At 60.9% G+C, this 24,160-nt stretch carries 24 protein-coding genes; 5 read left to right on the top strand and 19 right to left on the bottom strand.

The genetic code is table 11. The features are described from left to right. Positions 1 to 7: 7 nt before the first annotated feature. The 11 genes from metK to pyrR all read right to left on the bottom strand — a co-directional run bounded on the left by metK (position 8) and on the right by pyrR (position 12,643). On the bottom strand, positions 8 to 1,231 hold the full coding sequence (metK, locus tag HMPREF3149_RS03130; protein ID WP_070536529.1) for a methionine adenosyltransferase: 1,224 nt from the start codon (positions 1,229 to 1,231) through the stop codon (positions 8 to 10). Between the two features lie 130 nt (positions 1,232 to 1,361). After that, positions 1,362 to 2,603, bottom strand: coding sequence for a bifunctional phosphopantothenoylcysteine decarboxylase/phosphopantothenate--cysteine ligase CoaBC (gene coaBC / locus HMPREF3149_RS03135; RefSeq protein WP_070536531.1), 1,242 nt, complete (start codon positions 2,601 to 2,603; stop codon positions 1,362 to 1,364). Between the two features lie 144 nt (positions 2,604 to 2,747). Continuing rightward, positions 2,748 to 3,050 (bottom strand): DNA-directed RNA polymerase subunit omega, encoded by a 303-nt coding sequence (rpoZ, locus tag HMPREF3149_RS03140; protein WP_042530712.1) that lies wholly within the window; start codon positions 3,048 to 3,050, stop codon positions 2,748 to 2,750. Between the two features lie 38 nt (positions 3,051 to 3,088). Beyond that, positions 3,089 to 3,658 (bottom strand): guanylate kinase, encoded by a 570-nt coding sequence (gene gmk / locus HMPREF3149_RS03145; protein ID WP_042530710.1) that lies wholly within the window; start codon positions 3,656 to 3,658, stop codon positions 3,089 to 3,091. Positions 3,659 to 3,666: 8 nt separating this feature from the next. Then, on the bottom strand, positions 3,667 to 3,987 hold the full coding sequence (gene mihF, locus HMPREF3149_RS03150; RefSeq protein ID WP_039675208.1) for an integration host factor, actinobacterial type: 321 nt from the start codon (positions 3,985 to 3,987) through the stop codon (positions 3,667 to 3,669). Positions 3,988 to 4,245: 258 nt separating this feature from the next. Beyond that, on the bottom strand, positions 4,246 to 5,085 hold the full coding sequence (gene pyrF / locus HMPREF3149_RS03155; protein ID WP_070536533.1) for an orotidine-5'-phosphate decarboxylase: 840 nt from the start codon (positions 5,083 to 5,085) through the stop codon (positions 4,246 to 4,248). Continuing rightward, the gene (gene carB / locus HMPREF3149_RS03160; RefSeq protein WP_070536535.1) at positions 5,069 to 8,410 is read right to left on the bottom strand and encodes a carbamoyl-phosphate synthase large subunit; all 3,342 of its coding nucleotides are present in this window, start codon (positions 8,408 to 8,410) and stop codon (positions 5,069 to 5,071) included. Before carB ends, pyrF begins: the two co-directional genes overlap by 17 nt. 30 nt (positions 8,411 to 8,440) lie before the next feature. Continuing rightward, complete coding sequence (gene carA / locus HMPREF3149_RS03165) at positions 8,441 to 9,586, bottom strand: glutamine-hydrolyzing carbamoyl-phosphate synthase small subunit (protein WP_070536716.1); 1,146 nt, start codon at positions 9,584 to 9,586, stop codon at positions 8,441 to 8,443. A 117-nt stretch (positions 9,587 to 9,703) separates the two neighbouring features. Then, positions 9,704 to 11,056: a dihydroorotase gene (locus tag HMPREF3149_RS03170; protein ID WP_070536537.1), complete on the bottom strand. Its 1,353-nt coding sequence runs from the start codon at positions 11,054 to 11,056 to the stop codon at positions 9,704 to 9,706. Between the two features lie 18 nt (positions 11,057 to 11,074). Next, a complete protein-coding gene (locus HMPREF3149_RS03175; RefSeq protein WP_070536539.1) occupies positions 11,075 to 12,046 on the bottom strand; it encodes an aspartate carbamoyltransferase catalytic subunit in 972 nt (323 codons plus the stop codon). Beyond that, positions 12,047 to 12,643: a bifunctional pyr operon transcriptional regulator/uracil phosphoribosyltransferase PyrR gene (gene pyrR / locus HMPREF3149_RS03180; RefSeq protein WP_070536541.1), complete on the bottom strand. Its 597-nt coding sequence runs from the start codon at positions 12,641 to 12,643 to the stop codon at positions 12,047 to 12,049. A 171-nt stretch (positions 12,644 to 12,814) separates the two neighbouring features. On the opposite strand from pyrR, the gene HMPREF3149_RS03185 reads away from it, so the two are divergent. The 5 genes from HMPREF3149_RS03185 (at position 12,815) to HMPREF3149_RS03205 (ending at position 16,294) form a co-directional block, all read left to right on the top strand. After that, positions 12,815 to 14,152, top strand: a complete 1,338-nt coding sequence (locus tag HMPREF3149_RS03185; protein ID WP_070536542.1) for a TIGR01777 family oxidoreductase — start codon at positions 12,815 to 12,817, stop codon at positions 14,150 to 14,152. Positions 14,153 to 14,249: 97 nt separating this feature from the next. After that, positions 14,250 to 14,765 carry a YbjN domain-containing protein gene (locus HMPREF3149_RS03190; RefSeq protein WP_042530695.1) on the top strand — a complete coding sequence of 172 codons (516 nt, stop codon included), beginning with the start codon at positions 14,250 to 14,252 and terminating at the stop codon, positions 14,763 to 14,765. Continuing rightward, positions 14,758 to 15,258, top strand: coding sequence for a YbjN domain-containing protein (locus tag HMPREF3149_RS03195; RefSeq protein ID WP_042530693.1), 501 nt, complete (start codon positions 14,758 to 14,760; stop codon positions 15,256 to 15,258). Before HMPREF3149_RS03190 ends, HMPREF3149_RS03195 begins: the two co-directional genes overlap by 8 nt. After that, on the top strand, positions 15,258 to 15,806 hold the full coding sequence (locus tag HMPREF3149_RS03200; RefSeq protein WP_070536544.1) for a hypothetical protein: 549 nt from the start codon (positions 15,258 to 15,260) through the stop codon (positions 15,804 to 15,806). Before HMPREF3149_RS03195 ends, HMPREF3149_RS03200 begins: the two co-directional genes overlap by 1 nt. Continuing rightward, positions 15,803 to 16,294 carry a YbjN domain-containing protein gene (locus HMPREF3149_RS03205; RefSeq protein WP_070536546.1) on the top strand — a complete coding sequence of 164 codons (492 nt, stop codon included), beginning with the start codon at positions 15,803 to 15,805 and terminating at the stop codon, positions 16,292 to 16,294. The genes HMPREF3149_RS03200 and HMPREF3149_RS03205 overlap by 4 nt, the downstream gene beginning before the upstream one ends. Here HMPREF3149_RS03205 and HMPREF3149_RS03210 read toward each other — a convergent pair. From HMPREF3149_RS03210 to HMPREF3149_RS03245, 8 genes are read right to left on the bottom strand one after another with little or no spacing between them, the layout of a single operon-like run. Further along, positions 16,291 to 17,145 carry a PPK2 family polyphosphate kinase gene (locus HMPREF3149_RS03210; RefSeq protein WP_070536548.1) on the bottom strand — a complete coding sequence of 285 codons (855 nt, stop codon included), beginning with the start codon at positions 17,143 to 17,145 and terminating at the stop codon, positions 16,291 to 16,293. The genes HMPREF3149_RS03205 and HMPREF3149_RS03210 overlap by 4 nt on opposite strands. 51 nt (positions 17,146 to 17,196) lie before the next feature. Next, entirely contained in the window at positions 17,197 to 17,952 is a 756-nt protein-coding gene (locus HMPREF3149_RS03215) for a sulfite exporter TauE/SafE family protein (RefSeq protein ID WP_070536550.1), read from the bottom strand. A 5-nt stretch (positions 17,953 to 17,957) separates the two neighbouring features. Then, complete coding sequence (gene coaD, locus HMPREF3149_RS03220; RefSeq protein WP_042530683.1) at positions 17,958 to 18,434, bottom strand: pantetheine-phosphate adenylyltransferase; 477 nt, start codon at positions 18,432 to 18,434, stop codon at positions 17,958 to 17,960. A gap of 4 nt (positions 18,435 to 18,438) precedes the next feature. After that, positions 18,439 to 19,008, bottom strand: a complete 570-nt coding sequence (gene rsmD / locus HMPREF3149_RS03225) for a 16S rRNA (guanine(966)-N(2))-methyltransferase RsmD (RefSeq protein WP_070536552.1) — start codon at positions 19,006 to 19,008, stop codon at positions 18,439 to 18,441. 46 nt (positions 19,009 to 19,054) lie between these two features. Next, on the bottom strand, positions 19,055 to 21,151 hold the full coding sequence (locus HMPREF3149_RS03230) for an ATP-dependent DNA helicase RecG (RefSeq protein WP_070536554.1): 2,097 nt from the start codon (positions 21,149 to 21,151) through the stop codon (positions 19,055 to 19,057). Between the two features lie 3 nt (positions 21,152 to 21,154). Then, a complete protein-coding gene (locus HMPREF3149_RS03235) occupies positions 21,155 to 22,540 on the bottom strand; it encodes a DAK2 domain-containing protein (protein WP_070536556.1) in 1,386 nt (461 codons plus the stop codon). A 10-nt stretch (positions 22,541 to 22,550) separates the two neighbouring features. Further along, complete coding sequence (locus HMPREF3149_RS03240; protein WP_070536558.1) at positions 22,551 to 23,192, bottom strand: uracil-DNA glycosylase; 642 nt, start codon at positions 23,190 to 23,192, stop codon at positions 22,551 to 22,553. After that, positions 23,189 to 24,148 carry a thiamine-phosphate kinase gene (locus HMPREF3149_RS03245; RefSeq protein WP_236684056.1) on the bottom strand — a complete coding sequence of 320 codons (960 nt, stop codon included), beginning with the start codon at positions 24,146 to 24,148 and terminating at the stop codon, positions 23,189 to 23,191. The genes HMPREF3149_RS03240 and HMPREF3149_RS03245 overlap by 4 nt, the downstream gene beginning before the upstream one ends. Between the last annotated feature and the right edge of the window lie 12 nt (positions 24,149 to 24,160).

Raw genomic sequence — 24,160 nt, forward strand, 5'->3', positions numbered from 1 at the left:
CCCGATTCTACAGGCCTGCGGCGCGGCGCAGTTCCTCGGCACGGGTGGTGTCCTCCCAAGGGAGATCAACGTCAGTACGGCCGAAGTGACCGTAGGCTGCAGTTGCGCTGTACAGCGGGCGAAGCAAGTCCAAATCACGAATGATGGCGGCAGGACGAAGATCAAAGACCTTGTTGACCGCGGCCTGAATGGCACCGTCGCTCAGTCCATTCTTTGCCGTGCCGAAGGTCTCAACGTAGAGGCCCACTGGCTTTGCACGGCCAATGGCATAGGCAACCTGCACCTCAGCGCGGTCAGCAAGCTCGGCTGCCACGATGTTCTTGGCCACCCACCGCATGGCGTACGCAGCGGAACGGTCAACCTTGCTCGGGTCCTTGCCGGAGAACGCGCCACCACCATGGCGGGCCATGCCGCCATAAGTATCGACGATAATCTTGCGGCCAGTCAGGCCAGCATCACCCATCGGGCCGCCAAGGATGAAAGATCCGGACGGGTTGATCAGTAACTCCGTGTCCTCGGTGTAGTACTTACTCAGGTTGGCATCGCTCACGACCCACTCCACCACGTTGGTGCGCAACTGTTCCATGAGCCAGTCCTGCGTCACGTCCGGATCATGTTGCGTGGAGATAACGATGGTCTCCAGGTGAGTAGGAACATCGTCCTCGTCATAGGCGAAGGTCACCTGGGTCTTACCGTCGGGGCGCAGGGAGGGCACGATGCCCTCCTTACGCACCTGGGTAAGACGGCGCGAGAGGCGGTGTGCCGTGGAAATAGGCAGCGGCATGAACTCCGGGGTTTCATTGGTGGCATAGCCGAACATGAGGCCCTGGTCACCCGCACCATACTGGTCATCATCCTCATAGGTTCCGGAACGCACCTCGGTCGATGCGTCCACACCAGCGCCGATTTCTTGGGACTGCTCACCAATGGCCACGTTGACACCGCAGGTGTGGCCATCGAAGCCAACATCGGAGGAGGTAAATCCAATGTCAACGAGGGTCTTGCGCACAATGTGCGGGATCTCCACGTACCCGGAGGTGCGAACCTCACCGACGACGTGGACCTGGCCAGTCGTCACCAAGGTCTCCACGGCGACGTGGGCGTCAGGGTCGGCCTCCAAAAGGGCATCAAGAATGGCGTCCGAGATTGCGTCGCAAATTTTATCCGGGTGGCCTTCGGTCACGGATTCGCTGGTGAAGAGGCGTACTGCCTGAGAAGCTGATTCAGTCACACATAGTCCTTTAACTAGTACTGCGCGCCGTAAGGAAAAAAGAAACTGGGACGCAATGCCAGCTTGAAAGCCCGACGCGTTAACACTAGGCCATCGTAGACCAAGCAGTCTATATCTGCAAGAACGACCACTACTTCGCTAGCTTTTCATTCACAGCATCGAGAATCTGTGCCGCAACCACCTGTTTACTGCCGTGAGCGACCTCCAGCGGTTCGGCATTTCGGCGAAGAATCCAGCCGGCGCTCGTGGACTGTCCAAATACTTTGCCCTCGCCTACTTCATTGGCCATGAGCACATCGCAGCCCTTTTTCTTGAATTTCTGCTGGGCGTACTCAAGCACACTCGTGTTTGCATCACCAGTTTCGGCAGCAAAGCCCACGATGACAGCATCTTTCTTGAGCTCACCGCCGTCACGGCGAGCTACAAGGCCCTTGAGGATATCCGGATTCTCCACCAGCTCGAGCTGCGCGAGTTGCTCGTCCGCAGCTCCCTTTTTCATCTTCGAGCCAGCAACAGTAGCTGGACGATAATCCGCTACAGCGGCCGCCATGATGACAACATCGGCATCAGCCGCGGCCTCATTCATGGCCTTCTCCATGTCGCGCGTCGACGTCACACGGACAATAGTCGCTCCCGACGGCACAGGAATTTCCTCGGTATTTCCAGCCACGATGGTCACGTCCGCGCCCCGCTGTGCAGCGAGCTCCGCCAAGGCGAAACCCTGGCGTCCGGACGATCGATTACCTATGTAGCGAACCGGATCGAGGTTTTCCTGGGTGCCGCCAGCAGAAACCACGACCTTACGGCCCTTCCAATCGAACGGAACGGGGTGGCCGGCAAGGACCGTACGTGCAAACTCCGCAATTTGGCTAGGTTCCGGAAGACGCCCAGCGCCGGTGTCCTTGCCGGTAAGACGCCCATGAGCGGGTTCCATAACAGTGATGCCACGGCGACGAAGCGTAGCAACATTGTCCTGCGTAGCCGGGTTAAGCCACATCTCCGTGTGCATGGCAGGCACAACGACGATCGGGCAGGTAGCCACGAGGACTGAGGCTGTTAGCAAGTCATCAGCACGGCCACCGGCCAAGCGGGCAATGAGGTCCGCAGTCGCTGGAGCAATGACGACGGCGTCGGCCTGCTGCCCCAAGGCCACATGCTGAACGTCATCCACAGCATCGAAAACCGTGGTCGACACTGGGTTCCCAGAAAGCGCCTCAAAAGTTGCTGCCCCAACAAAGTTGAGCGCGGCTTCGGTGGGAACCACGCTCACATCATCGCCATGCTCTTTGAAGTCACGAATGAGGTGGCAGGCCTTATACGCGGCGATACCACCCGCCACGCCAACAAGAATGCGACGCGGGTTGCTGGTCATGTCTGGGTTCTCCTGTACGTCATTCACTCGGACAATGTTACCCAAGACGCAGAAAACCCACCCGGGCATCCGCACACGATGCACAGGGTGGGTTACAAGGCGCGGCACCGGGCACTCACCCGCCTGCCGAGCGGTCAAGGAAGATTAGTTACCTTCCTCGTGGTCTAGGAGACCGGCCTCAATTTCGCGCAGAGCGATGGACAGCGGCTTCTCACCCGGCTCCGGGGTCACCAGCGGTCCAACGAACTCGAATACGCCTTCGTCTTGTTCCTGGTAGTAGCTGTTGATCTGACGCGCGCGCTTTGCAGCGAAGATCACCAGTGCGTACTTGGACGAGACCTTGTCCAGGAGCTCATCGATCGGCGGGGCGGTAATGCCCGTCGGCGGATCGAAGACTGGCTCCGGCTTGACGGCCTCAGAATTAGCAGGTGTGGTCACGTTGGTCACATGCACCTTTACTGTTGATAGATGGTCAAAATCTTGGTCTATCCACGCAGGATAGCACTAATAGCAGCAACGGCCTCATCGAGGTCATTATTGACAACGACGTGGTCGAACTCCTTTTGCGCGGCAAGCTCCGTCTCTGCGGTCTGCAACCTGCGGTCGATAACGTCCTGGGGTTCGGTTCCCCGCCCAGTAAGGCGCTCAACCAGAACTTCCCATGACGGCGGGGCGAGAAACACGGTTTCCGCCTCCGGCATCGCCGCTTTGACGTTGCGGGCGCCTGCAAGATCAACCTCCACCAACACCGGGCGACCAGACGTCATGGCCTCCTGCACGGGCTGAGCCGGCGTACCGGAACGCTGCAAGCCGCCATGAATTTCTGCCCATTCGAGCATGTCTCCGGCGTCAATGTGCTCCTGGAAGGCCTCCGGGCTGACGAAGAAATAGTCAACCCCGTCGGACTCGCCAGGACGGGGTTGGCGCGTCGTCATAGAGACGCTGAAGTAGAGGTTGTCAATATCGTCACGCAGGCGCGAAACCACAGTGGACTTACCCACAGCAGACGGACCGGCCAGTACGACCAGCCGTCCGCGTGCAGTTTCGTCAGCCATTGCGCTAATTACTCGCCGTAGCCGAAACGCTCGAGCAGGGCGCGACGCTGACGGTCACCCAGGCCACGCAGGCGACGGGTCTGAGCAATCTCCAGGTCCTCCATGATTTCCTTGGCCTTGACCTTGCCCACCTTCGGCAGGGCCTCGAGGAGAGCAGAGACCTTGGTCTTGCCGATAATCTCGTCGGTCTCAGCCTTCTCCAGAACGTCCTGCAGGTTGGTCTCGCCGCGCTTCAGCGCAGCCTTGAGCTCAGCGCGAGCCTTGCGGGCCTCAGCGGCCTTTGCGAGAGCTTCCTTGCGCTGCTCATCAGTCAACTTGGGAAGGGCCACGGGTTTCCTCCGATTTCATTAGTGTGAACATTTTCGTCTGATGGCTAGCACCAGATTTTCGGTCCTCAGGGGTTTGTTTCCCCAGCGCGAAATAGCTTTTAGCATCTCCACGAACCGACTTCTGGCAATCCTAGCACTGGTCTGTACACGATGACGTAACCCGGCCCCCTTGTTCTAAAGGTTCCTGCACGTCAACGCATATGCCCTAAACAAAATACCAGGTAAACGGCGCGCTCGTTAATCGGGCGCGCCGCACACTTAATCCCGGAACTCCGCAGCCGTCGATATGACGGATTCACGCAGGTCAGCAACCTGTGGGCCATGTGAAAGAATGGCTCGTGACACGTTGGCAAACCCCAGTTCAGGCGCCGCCGCAGTCAGTGTACGGACGTCGTCAGGCGTGGCTCCCTGGGCGCCGACACCTGGAAGCAGCACAGGACCATTTAATTGGTCTAGCTTGGGCGGCGTGTCGAGGGTCGCGCCAACGACCACGCCGAGAGCACCTACAGCCGCCCCGGCCGCCGTGTTGCGTTCTGCGAGCTCGTCCACAACGCGTTGGGCTACACTTCGCCCATCAACGCTTAAAGACTGGAGGGCCACTGCTTCCGGATTTGAGGTTGCGGCAAGAACGAAGACTCCCCTGCCTGTCGCCTCGGCAAGGTCAAAGACTGGATTCAGAGCACCAACGCCGAGGTAGGGCGACACCGTTACGGCGTCCGCACGCAGAGGAGAGCTCTCCCCCAGCCAGGCATCGGCATAGCCGGCCATGGTGGAGCCGATATCGCCGCGTTTGGCATCGGCCAGACTCAAGCAGCCCTGCTCACGCAGCGCCGCCAGGGCGTCCTCTAGCACTGCGAAGCCGCGGGAGCCGAAGCGCTCGAAGAAAGCCACCTGCGGCTTCACCATGGCTGCGGTGTCAGCAAAAGCCTCCACACACGTCATGGTGAAGGTGCGCAGGCCGTCAACGTCGACAGTCAGGCCCCACGCCTCAAGTAGGTGTGGGTGCGGGTCAATGCCCACGCACAGACGTCCTCGCTCACGTCCGGCTGCGACAGCGCGCTCGCCAAAAGACGCGACAGTGCTAGTTGGCTGGGGCATGCTCGAGCTCCTGAAGTGCGCGCACCTTGAGATCACCCTGGCGCAATGCTTCAATACCCTGCACCGCGGCAGTGACGCCCTGGACAGTCGTGACCAGCGGAACACCAACCGACACAGCGGCGGCACGGATGTCATAGCCATCGTGGCGGGCACCCGCGGAACCAGCCGGGGTGTTGAGGATGAGGTCCACCTTGCCACCGAGGATGGCATCAACGATGGACTCCTCGCCGTCCTTGGCCTCCGAAACCTTCGTAGCGACCTCACACTCCACACCATTGCGACGCAACATCTGCGCAGTGCCATCGGTGGCCACGATGGTGTAGCCCATATAGGCCAGACGCTGGATCGGGAAAATCAGGGTGCGCTTGTCACGGTTAGCCACGGATACGAAGACCGTGCCCTCCGTTGGCAGCTCACCGAAGGCCGCCGTCTCACCCTTGGCGTAGGCCGCGCCGAAGTTATCGGCCAAGCCCATCACCTCACCAGTGGACTTCATCTCTGGGGACAGCAGGGTGTCCAGCAGCTGTCCATCTGGGCGGCGGAAGCGGTTGAATGGAAGGACGGCTTCCTTCACCGCAATCGGGTGCTCCAGCGGCAAGGAGCCGCCATCGTAATTGGACGGGATAATGCCTTCTCCACGCAATTGCGCAATGGAATCACCCAGCATGACGCGCGCGGCAGCCTTGGCCAGCGGAACACCCGTGGCTTTGGACACGAACGGCACGGTACGGGAGGCACGAGGGTTAGCCTCAATGACGTACAGAGTGTCGTCCTTGAGGGCGTATTGAACGTTCATCAGACCCTTGACGCCAATGCCGTGCGCTAGTCGACGCGTCGATTCACGCACCTTCTCAATATCCTGCGGGCCAAGCGTCATCGGCGGGAGCGCGCACGAGGAGTCACCGGAGTGGATGCCGGCTTCCTCAATGTGTTCCATGACGCCGCCCAGATAGACCTCCTCGCCGTCGCACAGCGCATCGACGTCGATCTCGATGGCGTTATCAAGGAAGCGGTCCACCAAGACGGGGTGATCGGAGGTGATTTCGGTAGCGCGGTCGATGTAGTCACGCAGGGAGCCCTCGTCATAGACGATCTCCATGCCGCGTCCACCCAGCACGTAGGACGGGCGGACTAGCACCGGGTAGCCAATGCCAGCGGCAACCTCGCGGGCCTCGTCAAAGGACGTGGCGGTACCGAAGGCCGGGGCCGGCAGCTCGGCTTCTTCCAGGACCTTGCCGAACTCGCCGCGGTCCTCTGCCAGGTCAATGGCAGCAGCGGAGGTGCCCACCACCGGTACGCCCGCAGCGGTGAGGCGCTCTGCCAGGCCGAGCGGGGTTTGGCCACCGAGCTGGACGATGACGCCGGCGACCTCGCCGGACTGCGCCTCAGCGTGGTAGACCTCCATAACGTCCTCGAAGGTCAACGGCTCGAAGTAGAGACGATCCGCGGTGTCGTAGTCCGTGGACACGGTCTCGGGGTTGCAGTTGACCATGACGGTCTCGTAGCCCTTGCGGGAGAGCTCCAAGGCGGCATGAACGCAGGAGTAGTCAAACTCGATGCCTTGACCAATGCGGTTCGGGCCGGAGCCCAGGATGATGACTTTGCCCTTGGAACCGTCCGCGCTCTCGCGGACCTCGGACTCGGCGTTCGGGTCAAGCTCATAGGTGCTGTAGTGGTACGGGGTCTGTGCCTCGAACTCGCCTGCACAGGTATCGACGGTCTTGTACACCGGACGAATCCCCAAGGACCAGCGAAGAGAACGTACGCCGTCTTCACCGGCAAACTCTGGGCGCAAGGCGGCAATCTGGGCGTCGGACAGGCCAAAGACCTTGGCGCGGCGAAGCAGCTCGGCATCGAGCACGGGGGCATCGACAAGCTCGCTCCGGAATTGAACCAAGGCCTCGAGCTCGGCCAGGAACCACGGGTCGAGCTTGGAGTGCTCATGCAGCTGCTCCACGGTAGCGCCGAGGCGGAAAGCCAACTCAATGTCGTACATGCGGCCCTCGGTCGGGCGCTCGAGATCCTTGAGTACGGCATCCAGGTCAGTGGCGCGCTCCCCAGCGAAGTACTCGTCCGGCTGGGTCCAGAAACCGGCCTGCTTGCCTTCCAGCGAACGCATCACCTTGTTAAGGCCGGAAATGTAGTTGCGGCCAATGCCCATGGCTTCACCCACCGACTTCATCGTCGTGGTCAAGGTGTCATCGGCACCCGGGAACTTCTCAAACGCAAAGCGCGGAGCCTTGACAATGACGTAGTCCAACGTCGGCTCAAAGGCGGCTGGGGTCACGCCGGTGATGTCGTTGCGAACCTCATCGAGGGTGTAGCCAATGGCGAGCTTGGCGGCCAGCTTCGCAATGGGGAAACCGGTGGCCTTGGACGCCAGCGCAGAGGAGCGGGACACGCGCGGGTTCATCTCGATGGTGATGATGCGGCCGTCCTGGGGGTTGACGGCGAACTGAATGTTGCAACCGCCGGTGTCAACGCCGACCTCACGGATGATGGCGATGCCCTGGTCACGCATCTTCTGGTACTCGCGGTCGGTCAGGGTCAGCGCCGGAGCCACGGTGACGGAGTCACCGGTGTGCACGCCTAGGGCGTCGACGTTCTCGATTGAGGCGATGACCACGACGTTATCGTCGCCGTCACGCATGAGCTCGAGTTCGAACTCCTTCCAGCCAAGGATGGACTCCTCGATGAGCACGTTGGCCTCTGGCGATGCTGCGAGACCGCCGCCGGCGATGCGCTCCAAATCCTCCTCGGTGAAGGCCAGACCGGAGCCCAAGCCGCCCATGGTGAAGGACGGTCGCACGACAACCGGCAGACCCAACTCGGCCACGGTCTCGTGGACTTCTTCCATGGAGTGGCACACGCGGGAACGAGCCGACTCACCGCCGATGGAGGCAACAATGTCCTTGAACTTCTGGCGGTCCTCACCGCGCTCAATTGCGTCAATGTCCGCGCCGATGAGCTCGATGTCGTACTTGTCCAAGATGCCGAGGCGATCCAGCTGAACCGCAGCGTTGAGAGCGGTCTGGCCACCAAGGGTTGCCAGCACGGCATCGATGGGGTGGCCTTCTTCCTTTTCCTTCAGGAGGATCTTCTCAATGAATTCCGGCTCGATGGGCTCGACGTAGGTGTGATCGGCGAATTCCGGGTCCGTCATGATGGTGGCCGGGTTGGAGTTGACCAGCGTCACGCGCAGGCCTTCTTCCTTCAGGACGCGGCACGCCTGGGTGCCGGAGTAGTCGAACTCGCAGGCTTGGCCGATGACGATTGGGCCGGAGCCGATAACCAGGACGTGATTGATGTCGGTGCGCTTTGGCATAAGTTTCTTCTTCCTTTTCCTGGTTGCGGTTTACTTGTTCGGGGACTTTTCGGCCATAAGCTCGATGAACTGGTCAAAGAGCGAGTTGGCATCGTGGGGGCCAGCAGCAGACTCCGGGTGGTACTGCACTGAGTAGGCCATACCATCCTTGAGGGCCACGCCTTCAATGGTGTTGTCGTTCAGGCAGGTGTGGGAGACGATGGCTGGGCCGAAGTCGGTATCGAATTCCTCGCCGGCAGGGTCCTCCTTGCCAGACGGGCTGGCCAGGGCGAAGCCATGGTTCTGGGACGTGATGTCAATCTTGCCGGTGAGCTGGTTGCGCACCGGCACGTTAATGCCGCGGTGTCCGAACTTGAGCTTGTAGGTGTCCATGCCCAGCGCACGGCCGAGAATCTGGTTACCAAAACAGATGCCGAAGAAGGGGTACTTGGCGGCGAGGATGTCACGGACGACCTCCACCATGGCGTCAGCCGTAGCCGGGTCACCCGGGCCGTTGGAGACGAAGACACCGTCCGGGTTGTACTGCGTGATCTCCTCAAACGGAGTATTGGCCGGAACGACGATGGTTTCGATGCCGCGCTGCGCAAAGTTGTTCGGCGTAGCGGTCTTCACACCCATATCGTAGGCAACGACGGTGTAGCGCTTCTCCCCGACTGCCTCAATGGTGTAGGGCTTATCCGTGGAGACCTCCTCAGAGAGATCCAGGCCAGCCATAGACGGTTGGTTCTTGACCTCCTCGATGAGCTCCGCAACGTCCCTCTCAGCGGCTTCGCCGGAGAAGAGACCGGCCTTGATGGAGCCGTGGTTGCGCAGGTGTCGCACCACGGTACGGGTGTCGATTCCGCTGATGCCGATGATGCCTTGCTTTTCCATCTCCTCCGGCAAAGTACGCGCAGCGCGCCAGTTGGAGACGCGGCGTGCCAGGTCGCGGATGACGAGGCCGGCGACCCAGATCGTGTCCCCGTGGGACTCATTGTCCTCGTCATTCCAGCCGGTGTTGCCGATCTGCGGGGCAGCGGTCACGACAATCTGGCGGTGGTACGACGGGTCCGTCATGGTTTCCTGGTAGCCGGTCATGGCGGTGGTGAAGACGGCCTCGCCCAGGGTGGTGCCAGTCGCGCCGAAGCCGTGGCCGCGGAAGGTGCGGCCATCAGCGAGTACCAGGATGGCGGGAATGGGCTGGGCGCTTGGCGACGCCTCACCGGTCGCGGTTGCAGGAGAAGTTTCTGTGGAAGTCACTGTGTGGTGGCCTTTCAGTATGTAGCACTAGGTGCTCGTGGTGTCTCTAAGTAACTATTGTCCCGAGTGGTCGGCGGCGAGGTCATACGTCACCGCGCCGCGCAGAATGGTGTGGGTCACGCGCGCGCCGAATTCCTCGCCCTCATAGGGGTTGTTGTCCGATTTAGAAGCCAGGCGGGTGGAATCGGATACCCACGAGTGTTTTGGATCGACGATGGTGAGGTTGGCTGGCTCGCCCACGGCGATGGGGCGGCCGTGGCCAGGCAGACGGGTGATTTCGGCTGGACGCTCAGACATGACGCGGGCAACGAAGCGCCAGTCCGCGAGCCCGGTAGCGACGAAAAGCTTGGCGATGACCGCGAGGGAGGACTCCAGCCCCAGCATGCCGGGCTTTGCGTTCTCGAATTCGACGCACTTGTCTTCGCTTCCGTGCGGGGCATGGTCGGTGGCGACGACGTCAATGAGGCCGTCGAGAAGCGCCTGGCGCAGCGCCAAGGTATCTGCTTCCTCGCGCAGCGGCGGGTTCACGCGGAAGACACCGTCATAGGTCACGAGCTTCTCATCGGTCATGAGCAAGTGGTGCGGGGTGACCTCGGCAGTCAGTGGAATGTCCTGCTCCTTCGCCCACTTGAGCAGCTCGACGGTGCCCTTAGTGGACGCATGGCAGATGTGCATGCGGTTGCCGTAGTCACGGGCCAAGAGTGCGTCGCGGGCGACAATGGATTCTTCCGCCACGCGCGGCCATCCGCGCAGGCCCAGGCGTGCAGCGACCTCACCCTCGTTGGCGGAAGCACCTTCGGTCATGCGGTGATCCTCGGCGTGCTGCGCCAAGAGAACGTCAAGGCCCTTGGCGTACTCCAGGGCGCGACGCATGAGCTGCGGGTCCTGGACGCACTTTCCGTCATCGGAGAGCATTCGCACCTTGGCATCAGACCGTGCCATCATGCCAAATTCGGTGAGCGTCTTGCCTTCAAGGCCCTTGGTGATAGAGCCAACCGGGTGGACATCACACAGGCCGCGGGCCTGGCCCTTGGCCCAGACAGACTCAGCGATGATGGGCTGGTCGGTCACGGGCGAGGTATTCGCCATGGTGAACACGGCGGTGAAGCCGCCCTTGGCAGCGGCACGCGAACCAGTCTCAATGGTCTCGGTGTCCTCACGGCCGGGCTCACGCAGGTGAACGTGCATATCCACCAAGCCTGGAAGGAGGACGTGACCGCCAGCATCAATGGTGCGGTCTGGCGCGGCGCTGCCCGTTGCATCGTTCGTGGTGCCCACCGCTGTGATAATGCCGTCCTTGATGAGGACGCTCGTCGGCTCGCCTTCGCCATACGGGCGAACATTAGTGATGAGCAGGGTGCCTTCCGCGGGTGCAGACAGCGCGCCGGTGTCAGGATAAGTAGTCATATCTCAGTATCTCCTCGTCTAGATTCCGGCGTTCTCGCCATTGGTAAGCAGTGTGAACAAGGTGGCCATTCGCACATGAACACCGTTGTTGACCTGCTGAAGCACAGCCGCGTTGTCATAGTCCGCCACGGCGTAGTTGATTTCCATGCCGCGGACCATCGGCCCTGGGTGCATGATGATCGCATCCTTCTTCATCGCGGCCGCGCGATCCTTGGATAGACCATAAAGGGAGGCGTATTCACGATGAGACGGGAAGAAACCGCCGTTCATACGCTCGGCCTGCACGCGCAGCATCATAACGACGTCTGCATTAGCCACCTCGGCATCGAGGTCGTGTGAGACGCGCACCGGCCAGGTGTCTACCCCATAGGGCAGCAGCGTCGGCGGCGCAACGAGGGTGACCTCAGCGCCCAAGGTGGAGAGCAAATCCACGTTGGAGCGCACCACGCGGGAGTGCAGGCAGTCACCGACGATGGTGACCTTAAGGCCTTCAAACCCCGTGCCGCCCGCGGAGCGCTCGGTATCGAGGTTGAGGCGTTGGCGCATCGTGGTGGCGTCGAGAAGCGCCTGCGTCGGATGCTGGTGCGAACCGTCTCCGGCGTTGATGACGCTCGGCCCCTGTCCGTCTGGGGCGACCCAGCTGGCCAGCTGCTGCGCAGCACCCGAGGACGGGTGGCGAATGATGATGGCATCCGCGCCAATCGAGGTCAGCGTCAAGCCGGTATCCTTGAGAGACTCGCCCTTCTTCACGGAAGAGCTCGACGCAGAGAGGTTAATGACATCCGCAGACATCCACTTGCCGGCCGTCTCGAAGGACGAGCGCGTACGAGTGGAGTTTTCGTAGAACAAGGTAAAGACCGTGCGGCCGCGCAGAGTGGGAAGCTTCTTAACCTCACGCCCATCAAGCGCCTCACGAAAGCGGTCCGCTTCATCCATGAGCGCCAGAATCTCCTCAGCGCTCAAGTCAGCAATGTTGATGAGATGTTTCATTTAGGCCTCCTTGCCGGGCTGTGCCGACTCGACCGAACGGGTGAGCACGACGGCGTCACGGCCGTCGATTTCGGCGTTGTAGACGGTGACGTCCTCATCACGCGCGGTGGGAATGTTCTTGCCCACATAATCGGCGCGAATGGGAACCTGGCGGTGGCCGCGATCCACCAAGACCGCGAGCTGGATGATGTCGGGGCGGCCGATATCCGCCAACGCATCGAGCGCGGCACGAATCGTGCGGCCGGAATAGAGCACATCATCCACGAGGATGACGGTGGTGGCGTTGATACCGCCGTCCGGCACAGTAGTGGGCTTAAGCGCGCGGTGTGGGCGCGAATAAAGATCATCACGGTACAAGGTGATGTCGAGAGAACCCCAGGGAACCTCTACCCCGGAGAATTCCTCTATTTTTTCAGCAAGGCGCTGGGCTAGTGGCACGCCACCAGAGGGAATGCCAAGGAGAATGACTCGCGATGAGTCACTCGAATCCAACGCGGTTTTTTCAATGATCTGGTGCGCGATGCGTGCGACGGTGCGCGCGACGTCTGACGAGCTCAAAAGCTCATTGGACTCCGCGTGAATGTCGGTTTCACTCATCGTGACCTCCTTCCCCGCCTCACAGTGCGGTCTTTAAAGGATGTCGGACAATGGTTAGAAAGACTGTCTATGCTTGAAAGCCAGCACCAACCTTAGCACTTTTTCCGTGCACTGTTGAAGGCTAAAACCCAGCCTTCATGCCCCACTATCCTTAAGGCAGGTTGTCCACTAGTGAGTTTCACCACCCAGCACGTTGTTCCAGCATCACGCGAGGAGGTGTGGCGGTGGCACGAGCGTCCCGGGGCACTCCTTCGATTGAACGCACCGTTTGGTGTCATGACTCCCATCCGCCAGGCAGAGTCTCTAGCCACCGGCACGTCGATACTGGGCCTGCCGGGCGGGCTGAAATGGGTCGCCCGCCATGACTTGGCGTGTTACCAACCGCAGAAGTCCTTCGCCGACGTGTGCGTCAACGCCCCTTTCCGCGTGCTGGCGAACTGGCGTCATGAGCATCTCTTCGAAGATCACCCGGACGGCACACTGATCACGGACAAGGTTCATACCCGCATCCCCTCCGCGGCCGTCAGGTCCACGTTTGCCTACCGCCAGCATCAGCTCATCGAGGACTTCCGGTTCGCACAGCGCTTGGGCGCGCTGAACGATAATCCTCTGACCATCGCCCTCACCGGTTCCCACGGCACGGTGGGCAAGGCCGTCGCAGCACAGCTCACTACGCTCGGCCACACCGTCATCCCCTTGGTTCGCGCCACTCCGAGCGTGGGCGACCGCCTCTGGCGCCCGAACCTGCCGGCCAAGGACCTGCTGGAGGGCGTGGACGTGCTCATCCACTTGGCTGGCGAGCCCATCTTTGGCCGCTTCAACAGCTCCCACAAACAGGCCATTCGGGATTCCCGCGTGGGCCCAACGCACCTGCTGGCACAGGTCGCCGCGGAGACCACATCACTCAGCGCCATGGTCTGTGCTTCGGCGATTGGTTTCTATGGGCCTGACCGCGGCGATGAAGAACTGACGGAGAATTCCGCGCGTGGTGAAGGTTTCCTTGCCGACGTGGTGGAAGCTTGGGAGAATGCCTGTGCGCCGGCGGTTGCTGCCGGTAAACGCGTGGTGAACATGCGTACCGGAATCGTCCAGTCCGGAAACGGCGGGATGCTCCCGCTGTTGCGTGCGCTGTTCTCCACGGGGTGTGGCGGCGCTTTTGGCAAGGGCGAGATGTGGTACAGCTGGGTTGCCCAAGATGACCTCGAGGATATGTACGTTCGTGCCGCGCTGGACCAGAGGTGGCAGGGCCCCATCAACGCCGTCTCCCCGAACCCGGTCCGCAATCGAGACTATATCGCTGCTCTGGGCTCCGAGCTGCACCGCCCCACCATCATTCCGATTCCGGAGCTAAGCCCCGCCGTGCTCCTAGGCATGGAAGGCGCCCGTGAGCTTGCCCTGGCCAATCAAAAGGTGATACCCGCAAAGTTAGACGAGTTAGGGCATGTTTTCCGCTACAGCGAGGTAGACCAAGCGCTTGCCCATGAATTGGGCGGCGAGGAGCTCTTCTAGGCCCCACCCGCTCACCCGGTACCCATGCCTCCGGTAGGGTCGGGGCCGTAAAGAAAATTAAGGCTCAGAAACTAGCGAAGTGAGTGAGAGAAAGAAAGTGACTGACGCGACCAATCAGCAAGAAGCGCAGCAGCGCGAGCTGCTGCCTGACACCCCCGTGGAGGATGTGACCCTCGAGCGCATCGCGGAGATCTTTGATTCCGAGGGCTTGGAGTACCGCATCGAAGAGCAGAAGACGCAGGACTCTGGAACCGTTACTCTCCTGCGCACTGGCTTCTCCAATGCGGCGATTGCTTTCCAACTCATCGGTTCCTCCCTCATCGTGGATTCCGTGTGGCGCGGTTCGGTTCCCGCTTCCGAAGGCCCCGCGCTGCTGATGCACATCAACTCGTGGAATCAGGATCATTTCACGCCCACGTTCCGCTTCTTTGAGGCCCCAGATAACGCCCTAGCGGTCTCCGGTGCCCGCGAGTTGGACACAACCCACGGTGCTTCCCGCAACCAGCTAGGCGCCTTTGTGATGTCCACCTTGGATGCCATCCTGCAATCCTTCGAATGGATTGAACAGCAGTACCCGCAGCTTGTGACCTGGAAGGAGCACAACCATGACTAATCCTGCCAAGGACCCGAACGCTTTGCCTGACGTCACGCTCGACCGTGTCATCGCCGCAATGAAAACTTTCGACATCGAGCTTGAACCGGTGACCGGTCGCACCGATGCCGCCACCGCGAACCTTAACGGCCTGCCCTGCATGTTTGCGGTACTCGACAGCGTGGCCATTGTGCGCTGCGATGTGCCTACCGACGCCGAATATGCCAAGGCAGATGCTGGCCTCTTCCTGGCTGCTAACCAGATTAATTCCGTGGCTATGGGTGCAAGCGCCGTGATCACAGACTTTGACGGCATGCTGCTCGTGCGCACTGAGTCCGATATTCCATGCGCTGCCGGTATGAATGACGAGCAACTGGCTTCTGCTCTGCGCGCCTCCGTTGATGGCGTCATCAATGCCCAGAACGCCATGGTTGCCGCCGCTGAGGAGATGGCGAAGCTTGGCTCCGAGTCTGCTGCCCAGGCGGGCGAGGGCAACACCGAAAGCGCCGAGTAGTGACTGACCTTCACGCTATCGAGCCGGTGAGCATTGACAGGCTCGCCGAGCTGTGTGAGATCATCGACGCCGACTATGCCATCATTGAAGCCCCGCGAGCTGATGCCGAGGTAGATGCGTACGCTGACGACGTTGACTTACACCGCGTCCTGCAAACCGGCATCCCGCACATTGCGGTGCATTGCGACCTTAGCGAAGACGGCGACGTCCTCAGCATCTTTGCCACATGGGAGGGCACGCTTGCTGCCGTTGAGGAGGAAGCGGTGGCTGCAACCGTGGCCGAGCTCAACTGGGCCAGTGTGGCGCCGACCGTAAGTTATCTGGTGAGCGGCGACGAGGACGACAAGGCTGGTGCGCCCGGAGAGATCCAGCTTTGTGCCAACCGCGCCATGGCCGTAGGCGAAGGCCTGTCTTTGGGCCAGCTGGGGCACTTCTTGCTGAGCTCATTGGCTAGTTTCGCCGAGATCTTCGATGTCATCGCTGAGCGCTTCCCGCAGGCCGTGACGTGGAATGACTCGCAGGAACAGGAGACAGAGGAGAAACTATGAGTGCAGACCCTTACGAGATTCTGGCTGGTTCTCCCCTGCCCGAAGTTACTCGCGACCGCGTGCTGACCTTGCTCACCGGGACGGAGCTCGCTATGTCCGCAACGGCCCAGCCCGACGACGGCGCAGTAGTCGTGGCTCGCCTCAACGACCTGGATTGGGTCATCTCTGTTGAAGACGAACTGGTACGCCTCGAATGCGTTCTGCCCACGCAGCTAGACGCTGAGGTAGTTTCGCTGTTCCACGTGCTCTGCAATGAGTTTAATTCCAGTGCTTTCGACGGCCGTGCGCTCGTTGGTACTGCTGAGGGCATGGTGGAATTGCGCGGTGACGCGTGTTTCGTCACCGCTGTGGGCATGACTGATGACCAACTATTCCATGCCCTCAACCTAGGCATTATCAGTGCCCAAGAGGCATTGTTGTCCGTGCTGGATACCTTTAACGACACCGTCCGCGGGCTTGCGGGCGGTGTGCCGGGCGACGAGGCTTAGTCGGCCTCTTCGATGCGCTGGCGCTCGACTTCTGGGTCGAAGTCGGGTGCTGGCCACTCAAGGTCCACGTGCCGCAGGAGATCCACGATGAGGAACTTCAGCGCCATGCGGGCGTATTTCTTATTGTCAGTGGGGATGACATACCAGGGGGCATAGTTTTCATCAGTGCGCTGGATCGCGTCCTGGTAGGCCTCCATGTATTTATCCCAGTACGCGCGCTCCTCGACGTCCGACGGGTCATACTTCCAGAACTTATCCGGGCGTTCGGTGCGCTCGAGAAGGTTCTCTTTCTGCGCTTCCCTAGAGATGTGCAGGAAGATTTTGATGACCTTGACGCCCTTGGCCGTCAGGTCCAGCTCGTAGTCACGAATCGCCTCAATGCGGCGATCAACTTCCTCTTCGTCGACCCACTCATGCACACGCTGGATGAGCACATCTTCGTAGTGCGAACGGTCGAAGGCCACAATCTGTCCGGGTGTGGGATCGTGTTTGCGGATACGCCACAAGAAGTCGTGCTCCAGCTCCTCATCGGTAGGTTTGCCGAAACCAACCGTCGTTGTGCCCTGCGGGTCGAACGTACTCAGCACGTGGCGAATGGCGCCGCCTTTGCCAGAGGTGTCCATACCTTGCAGAACGATCAGTGCAGCTGGTGCGTCTTCACCGTAGGCGCGGCCGTTGGCGAAGAGGCGTTCCTGCAGCTCGTACAGTTCATCGTCATACTTAGAGAAGCGATCGTCAAGCTCATCCTTATCGCCGTCGAACCCCGGCGTGGAGGAGGGATCCACGGAGTCGATCTGAAAATTCTTGCCTGCGCGCAGGTTCAGTGCGTCTTCGATCTTGAATTTCGCCATAGCGACCAGCTTACAGAGACCGCCGCCACAGCAACACCAGCCTTTGCTCGCCTACGCAGCCAAAGCTATAAGACCACGAATGAGCGCACTCAAGGAACCCAAGCTCGCCACGGTTAAGGAAAGCTTGCGTGCCTTCTCTCGGGAGACCCGCCCTGCAATCGACGTGCCCACCTTGATGCCGATGAACATACCGATGATGCCGAAAGGCCACACCAACCAGTGCAAACCTTCGAAGCCACCAGCCCCTAAGAAATACTTGGTCACTACGGAGAAAAGCCCCCCGATGAAGAAACAAGGCTGCAAGGTCGCGGCGTAGACCGACTGCGGCCAACGCGCCGCCTGGGCATACACCGTGATGACCGGACCGGCCACGCCTGCCAATGTGTTAGTGAAACCACCGAGGATGCCAGCAGATATCGCTGGCCCGGTTCCATGCAGCTCGGGGACAAAACGCCGTCCGAAGGACACCACGCCGAGCGCACAAAGCAGCGCGCCGCCCACCAACACGAGGAGGCTCGCGGTATCAATCCGTGCAATGAGAAGTGCCGCCGGGATCGAGCCCAAAACCATGAAGGGGCCGATGCGCAGCCACTTGTGCCAATCCACATCAGCGCGCATGGAATACGTGGTTAAGGCCGCGTTAATGCAGGCCAGAACGTTCGTGACCATAATGCCTTCCACCGGCCCCAACATGAGGGTCAGAATGGGCCCACCGATGAGTCCGAGGCCCATGCCGGAGACGCGCTGCAAACACGATCCCACCGCGACGATAAGAAGGATGGCACAGGGAAGTGCTACGACACTCACCGCGCTTAACCTCGGTAGCGCTTCATGACAGCCTCTGCGACACGCTCCGGGAACATGCCAGTCACATCGCCACCATACTTCGCCACCTGTTTACACAACGAGGAGGAGATATAGCCGTACTTCTCATCGGTGAGGAGGAAGACAGTATCGATGCCGGAGAGACGACGATTCATCTGTGCCATGGGCAGCTCGTATTCATAGTCCAGTGAGGACCGCAGGCCTTTAACGATCGTGTCCACGCCGTGGGCGCTGGTGTAGTCCACGAGAAGACCGCTCCACCACTCGACCTCGATGTCAAGCGAGACAGTGTCACGGATGAGCTCGACGCGCTCTTCTACGGTGAAGAGTCCAGAAGGCTTATCTGGGTTGGCGGTCACAAGTACCGTGACTTTGTCGAAGAGCTCTGCAGCGCGGGTAAAGACATCGACGTGCCCCAGCGTGATGGGGTCGAAAGAACCAGGGCAGACGGCATGAGTGGGCATGATGTTAGTTCTCCTCGCTTCGGTGATAGATAGCCATGTCAAAGCGCGCAATACCAAAAGTGCGCTTCTTCAATTTTTGGCCGGTCGGCTCAAAACCCTCCGGCCACTCAGTGTGGGGCGAATCCACGTGTCGTTCGATGACCACAATTGCAGCGTCATCGAGCACGGGTTCAATCGCTTCCAGGAGCCCGTCAACGTCGTCGAAGTCATAGGGAGGATCCGCGAGAACGATGTCGAAGTAGCCGCGCGGTGCGGTGGCCAGATACGTTGAGGCTTTCATTTCCCGCACGTCCACGCGGGGGTGCTTCACCACGCCAATGTTGTGTCGAATCACCTTGACCGCAGCGGGGTTATGTTCCACCAGAACGACCTCCTCCGCACCGCGGCTGGCGGCCTCAAGGCCCAACGCACCGGAGCCAGCAAAGAGATCGAGCACACGGGAATCCACGAAACCCCAGCGCACATCGAGAGATGAAAAAAGGCCCTCGCGGGCACGGTCGGAAGTTGGCCTCGTCCCAGACTCGGGCACCTTGATGGTGCGCCCGCGGGCTTCCCCAGCGATGATTCTCGTCATGGCCTCTACCCTATCCCCCCAAAGTCCAGCGTCGGGAGATGTCCCCCTAATTCTTTTCTAGGAAACCCTGCTCGTCCGCGGTGAGATTCTGGGTAAGCTCTTCGGCAAGCTGGGGGTTGCGCTCCACCATCGCAGCGGCATCGTTGTGCGTACGCTCGACAATCTCACGGTCATTGCTTAAGTCCAAGAGTTTGAGTGTGCGTTTCGTGCCTGACTGCAGGGTTCCGAGGATGTCACCCTCGTGGCGCTGCTTGAGGTCCAGTTCTGCCAAGTCAAAACCAGATGGGGTATCCGCAATGGCGGACACGCGCCGATAGGATTTAGAGTTCGGCTGCGCCGTCGTGTGCAACAAGCACACCGATTCATTGCCGCCTCGGCCCACACGCCCGCGCAGCTGGTGCAGCTGGGACACGCCGAAATTCTCTGATTCACGGATGAGCATCACCGTGGCATTCGGCACGTCCACGCCGACCTCAATCACCGTGGTGGCCACGAGGATGTCGATCTCTCCCCGCGCGAACCTGGCCATGACCTCGTCCTTGTCTGGCATTTTGCCGTGCAGCATCTCCACGGTCAGCCCCCTAAAGGGCAGGTTGCGCAGCTGAACGGACATCTGCTCGACTCCTCCCTCGCCGTCGATGCGAGGGCACACGATATAGGCCTGGTGGCCTTTCTCTACCTCTTCACGGATGCGTTCGATTGCGCGGCGGACCCATTCCGGCTTCCATTCCGGCACCACCGCGGACAAGATGGGCTTGCGCCCACCCGGTAGTTCCTTAAGAGTTGAGACGGCAAGGTCACCAAAGACTGTCATGGCGATGGTGCGAGGAATCGGTGTTGCGGTCATGACGAGCAGGTGCGGGCTTGTTCCCTCCCGCGTCTTGGTTCGCAGACTGTCACGCTGCTCCACACCAAAACGGTGTTGCTCATCAACGATGACGACGCCGAGGTCGAAGAACTCAACAGTGTCTTGGATGATGGCGTGGGTGCCGATGACGATATCGGCTTCGCCAGAGACAATCTCCAGAAGGGCTTGGCGCTTGTCCGCGGTTTTCATCGAGCCTGTAAGCACGGTGACGGTGACGCCCTCGGGAACGCTTGTGCTTATCGACGCCCCATGTTGCACCGCCAGCACTTCTGTTGGCGCCAGTAGCGCTGCTTGTTTACCGGCGTCAACTGCCTGCAGCATCGCGCACGTGGCTACGAGGGTCTTGCCGGAGCCAACTTCGCCCTGCAACAGTCGCATCATGGGAACGGTTCCGGACAGGTCTTCGTCGATTTCACCAATGACGCGACGCTGGCCATCGGTAAGCGCGAAGGGAAGCTCCATGAGCAGCTCATCGCGGTAACCATCGATGATGGCTGGCATCGATGGTGCCGTGCGGGCCTTGACATCACGCTGGCGCAACGCCATGACGAGTCCGATGGACAGTGCCTCGTTGTACTTGAGACGCTGAATCGCCCGCTCCGGCCCCTGTGGACCAGGCTCGTGGATTTCACGCACAGCCTGATCCAGAGTCACCATCATGCGGTAGTCCAGCGGCTCCGTGATTGGTGGGGTGTTCTCCAGTACCTTGTGAATTGCCCCCATGACGTACCAGGAGGTGGCTGTGCCGCTGGCCGGATACACGGGAATCCACTCTCGTTTGAGGAAGGTCTCCAGCGAACCAAACTGCGCGAGCTTTTTGAGCGAACCTGTGCCCGTCCCTGCTGCTTTATCCAGCAGCGAGCTCTGGGCAGTCCCTGGGTCCAGGATGAGGAAATCCGGGTGCTGAAGACTCGGTGTGCCACGGAAGTACTTCAGCTTTCCGGAGAGCATGATGCGCATTCCGCCACGCAGGATGCGCTGGACAAAGTGCGCATTGAAAAAAGCCGCCTGAATGCCACTGTCCATATACAGAGTGAAGACCATCGCCTTGGAGGTGTAGCGCGTGCGCACATCGGTGATGACGCCGGTAATGGTGACCTGGTCACCTTCCTCGGCACCGCCAAGGCCCACCTCCTTGTTGTGGCGGATGTAATCGCGCGGGTAATGGCTGAGTAACTCACCGCAGGTGGTGTAGCCGAAAGCCTTCTTGAGCGCCGCGGCATCTTTCTTCGGCAGCACAGCCGTGAGCGCGCGGTCATCTTGCCAGCCCAGCACGGCCTACTCCACCCCAATTTCTGTGCGCGCACCGGAAACGCTTACGACAACAGTGTCCACGCCAAGTCTGTGGGCGAGCTCTTCTTCAGCAACATCCAGCGAGGTCAGCACGGTGACTTGCTCACCACCCTGAACCAAGAGGGCCCGGCAGGTGTCCTCCAGACAGGACTCGGTTTCCTCAGCGAGATGCGCCATGCGCATGGACCGCGCGGCATCTCCCATCGCTGCCACGACCTCAGCGGTATCAGGATTCTCCGGGTCATAGACCGACATAGCGGCCAAGCTAGCCACCACGGAATCGGAGGGAATAACGGTGGCCCGCCCCGCATCGCCGCCGCAGCCATTGGGTAGAAACAGATCACCGTCACGTGCTTGATTCAGTTCGGCGCCTGGGTCCACCACAATCACGCCAACTTTTTCGAAGAGTTCCCGCACCCCGTCCTCGGACACGGCAGCAAAAATGCGGCGGCCTGTGTCCGCGACGGACTCATCCGCTGACCCGAGGCCGGCCGCAGGCAAGGCTTCCACACGCAAGCGGCTGACTCCGCCCAGCTCATAAGCCTTCTCAATCACCGGTCCGATTTCCGAGCTGTGGATATGCACGCTCGCCGAGGATTCCGTCGCACGTGCAATAACGAGGCTATTTCCCATGTGGTCCAATGCCCGCTGGAGTTCATCGAGGTCACCCTCATAGAAAAAGATGGCCTCAATTTCCGCCCCGCTCACCTCAGCATTCACAGGCTCCCGCTCATCCACCGTCAACGGCTGTGGCGTGGGTCCTGCACCAGTGACCTCAGCCAGCAGGCACTCAAGCAAGATAACGAGTCCGGCCCCACCGGCATCCACCACACCGGCGTCGCGCAGGGCGGGCAGTTGAGAGGGCGTGGCGGCCAATGCGCGACGGGCAGCTTCAAGAGCCGCGGTGAGGATGCCATGCAGCTCTGCGCCGGGGAGAGCCCCTGCGCCGCGAGCAGCCTCGGCCGCTGCGCGAAGCACGGTGATAATCGTGCCTTCGACTGGTGCGGCAAGTGCGCGATCGACGAGGTCGACAGCGTGGGTAAGGGCATCCGCTAGAACAGCCCCGTCGACGCGAGATTCCGTCGTAGTATCCGCCACCCCTCGCAGCACCTGGGAGAGCACCATGCCGGAATTTCCGCGGGCACCACGCACCGAACCCAGAGCTAGCGCCTCAGCCACATCGGTCTCGCCCTTGTTTGCCTCCGCCAGCGCGGACTCCATGGTGAAAGCCATGTTGGATCCCGTGTCGGAATCGGGAACGGGAAACACGTTGAGGGCGTTAATCTCGGCGCGGCGGCGTTTGAGCTCCTCCACGGTTCGCGCGGCCCAGGAATGCAGGCCGCGAGCGTCCAACTCGGCGGGATACGACATGAGGGCTAGTTTACAAGCGCCAGTCCACCGCGGGCACGCCGCGTGCCTCGAGGGCTGCATTGGCCCGGGAGAACGGCTTCGAGCCGAAGAAACCGCGCCGCGCCGACAGTGGCGAGGGGTGCGGCGAGGTAATGCAGTCGGTGCCGGGCAGGAAAGCCTGGCAGTTCTGGGCATCGCGGCCCCATAAGATGGCCACGATGTCGCGCCCGGCAAGCGCCCGGATCGCTGCCTCCGTAATCGCCTCCCACCCCAGTCGGCGGTGCGAGCCCGCCTGCCCCGGGGCAACGGTGAGAACGCGGTTGAGCAGCAACACCCCCTGTGCGCTCCAGGCACGTAAGTCACCGTCGTCGCGGCCGGATAGTCCAAGGTCATCCTGTAACTCGGCATAAATGTTCCGCAGCGAGCGGGGAGCCGCAACACCTGGGCGCGTGGAGAAGGATAGCCCCATGGCATGACCCGGAGTGGGATAGGGATCCTGGCCCACGATGAGCACGCGAACATCCTCAAGCGGCATGGACAACGCGGCAAAGACGTCCGCAGGTGGCGGTAAAAACTCCTGGCCGATGTGCTCCTCAATACGCGGCAGGTTCTCCTCCAGGGCGTGACGGATGTACGGCAGCCAGGAGTAGTGGATCCGTGAGGTGTCAATCATGCGAAGCTCTCCCATCCCCCGGTGAAGCGGGGAGCCTCGCCGCCCACGGTTACTCCTGTTCCGCGCTGCACCTGGCCAATCTCACGGAATCCAGACGGCGCGGCCTTGTACGTCGTCGCCAGCAGCGTGTGATCCTCTCCACCGCTCAGAACCCATTCCCACGGGTCCACATCCAACACGGCCCCGGCCGAGACAAGCAGCGCATCCGGCGCAATCGCCGCTGGGTCAAGATCGATGTTCACGGAGGAGCGCTGGGCCATAAGACCCATGTCACGCACCAAACCATCGGAGTTATCCGTCATCGCTGTCGACCCAGTAGCGCGCGCGATAACACCGCGACCGGGGGTGAGGGTGGGGGCACAGTGGGCGTCGACAAGCGGCCACAGGTCCTCCAATTCCTGAGGCAATGCACGGCCGAAGCGCTCCAACAGCGCCAGGCCCGCCGCGGAATAGCCAATCTTTCCGTGCGCTACCAGGGTTTGTCCCGCTCGCGCCTTGTCTAACGTCAACGGCGCACCGCTGCCACCCAGTGATCCCATGGCAGTCACATTGATGACCAAACTGTCGCTGCGTGTGAGGTCACCACCGACCAGCTCAGCGTTGTACAGCGCACACCGCTCCGCGATTCCCTGTGCAATTCCTCGCACGTAACCCACCGGTGTGTCTCCTGGTGCGGCGATGGCCAACAGAGCTGCGGTAGGCCGCGCCCCCATTGCCTCGATATCGGCAAAGTTGCGCACTATCGCCTTCTGTCCCACCTCCGCGGCCGTCGACCAGTCACGGCGGAAGTGGCGCCCTTCCACCATCATGTCCGTTGAGGCTACCGTCCGGGAATTGGGCGCGGCCGGATACAGTACCGCTGCATCGTCGCCGTTGAGTGCGCTCGGTGCTGCAGCAACAATCTCATGGATGACGTGCCGTTCACCGACCTGCTCCAGCGTGTGCGACAAACCCATAGACTCCTTCTC

Source organism: Corynebacterium sp. HMSC05E07 (assembly GCF_001807225.1).
GTDB lineage: Bacteria > Actinomycetota > Actinomycetes > Mycobacteriales > Mycobacteriaceae > Corynebacterium > Corynebacterium singulare.

Coding starts and splice junctions, on each gene's coding strand:
- coaBC (WP_070536531.1), bottom strand. CDS start 2,603: ATGACCAGCAACCCGCGTCGCATTCTTGTTGGCGTGGCGGGTGGTATC.
- gmk (WP_042530710.1), bottom strand. CDS start 3,658: ATGGCTGACGAAACTGCACGCGGACGGCTGGTCGTACTGGCCGGTCCG.
- pyrF (WP_070536533.1), bottom strand. CDS start 5,085: ATGCCCCAGCCAACTAGCACTGTCGCGTCTTTTGGCGAGCGCGCTGTC.
- carB (WP_070536535.1), bottom strand. CDS start 8,410: ATGCCAAAGCGCACCGACATCAATCACGTCCTGGTTATCGGCTCCGGC.
- HMPREF3149_RS03170 (WP_070536537.1), bottom strand. CDS start 11,056: ATGACTACTTATCCTGACACCGGCGCGCTGTCTGCACCCGCGGAAGGC.
- HMPREF3149_RS03175 (WP_070536539.1), bottom strand. CDS start 12,046: ATGAAACATCTCATCAACATTGCTGACTTGAGCGCTGAGGAGATTCTG.
- pyrR (WP_070536541.1), bottom strand. CDS start 12,643: ATGAGTGAAACCGACATTCACGCGGAGTCCAATGAGCTTTTGAGCTCG.
- HMPREF3149_RS03195 (WP_042530693.1), top strand. CDS start 14,758: ATGACTAATCCTGCCAAGGACCCGAACGCTTTGCCTGACGTCACGCTC.
- HMPREF3149_RS03205 (WP_070536546.1), top strand. CDS start 15,803: ATGAGTGCAGACCCTTACGAGATTCTGGCTGGTTCTCCCCTGCCCGAA.
- HMPREF3149_RS03210 (WP_070536548.1), bottom strand. CDS start 17,145: ATGGCGAAATTCAAGATCGAAGACGCACTGAACCTGCGCGCAGGCAAG.
- coaD (WP_042530683.1), bottom strand. CDS start 18,434: ATGCCCACTCATGCCGTCTGCCCTGGTTCTTTCGACCCCATCACGCTG.
- rsmD (WP_070536552.1), bottom strand. CDS start 19,008: ATGACGAGAATCATCGCTGGGGAAGCCCGCGGGCGCACCATCAAGGTG.
- HMPREF3149_RS03235 (WP_070536556.1), bottom strand. CDS start 22,540: ATGTCGTATCCCGCCGAGTTGGACGCTCGCGGCCTGCATTCCTGGGCC.
- HMPREF3149_RS03240 (WP_070536558.1), bottom strand. CDS start 23,192: ATGATTGACACCTCACGGATCCACTACTCCTGGCTGCCGTACATCCGT.
- HMPREF3149_RS03245 (WP_236684056.1), bottom strand. CDS start 24,148: ATGGGTTTGTCGCACACGCTGGAGCAGGTCGGTGAACGGCACGTCATC.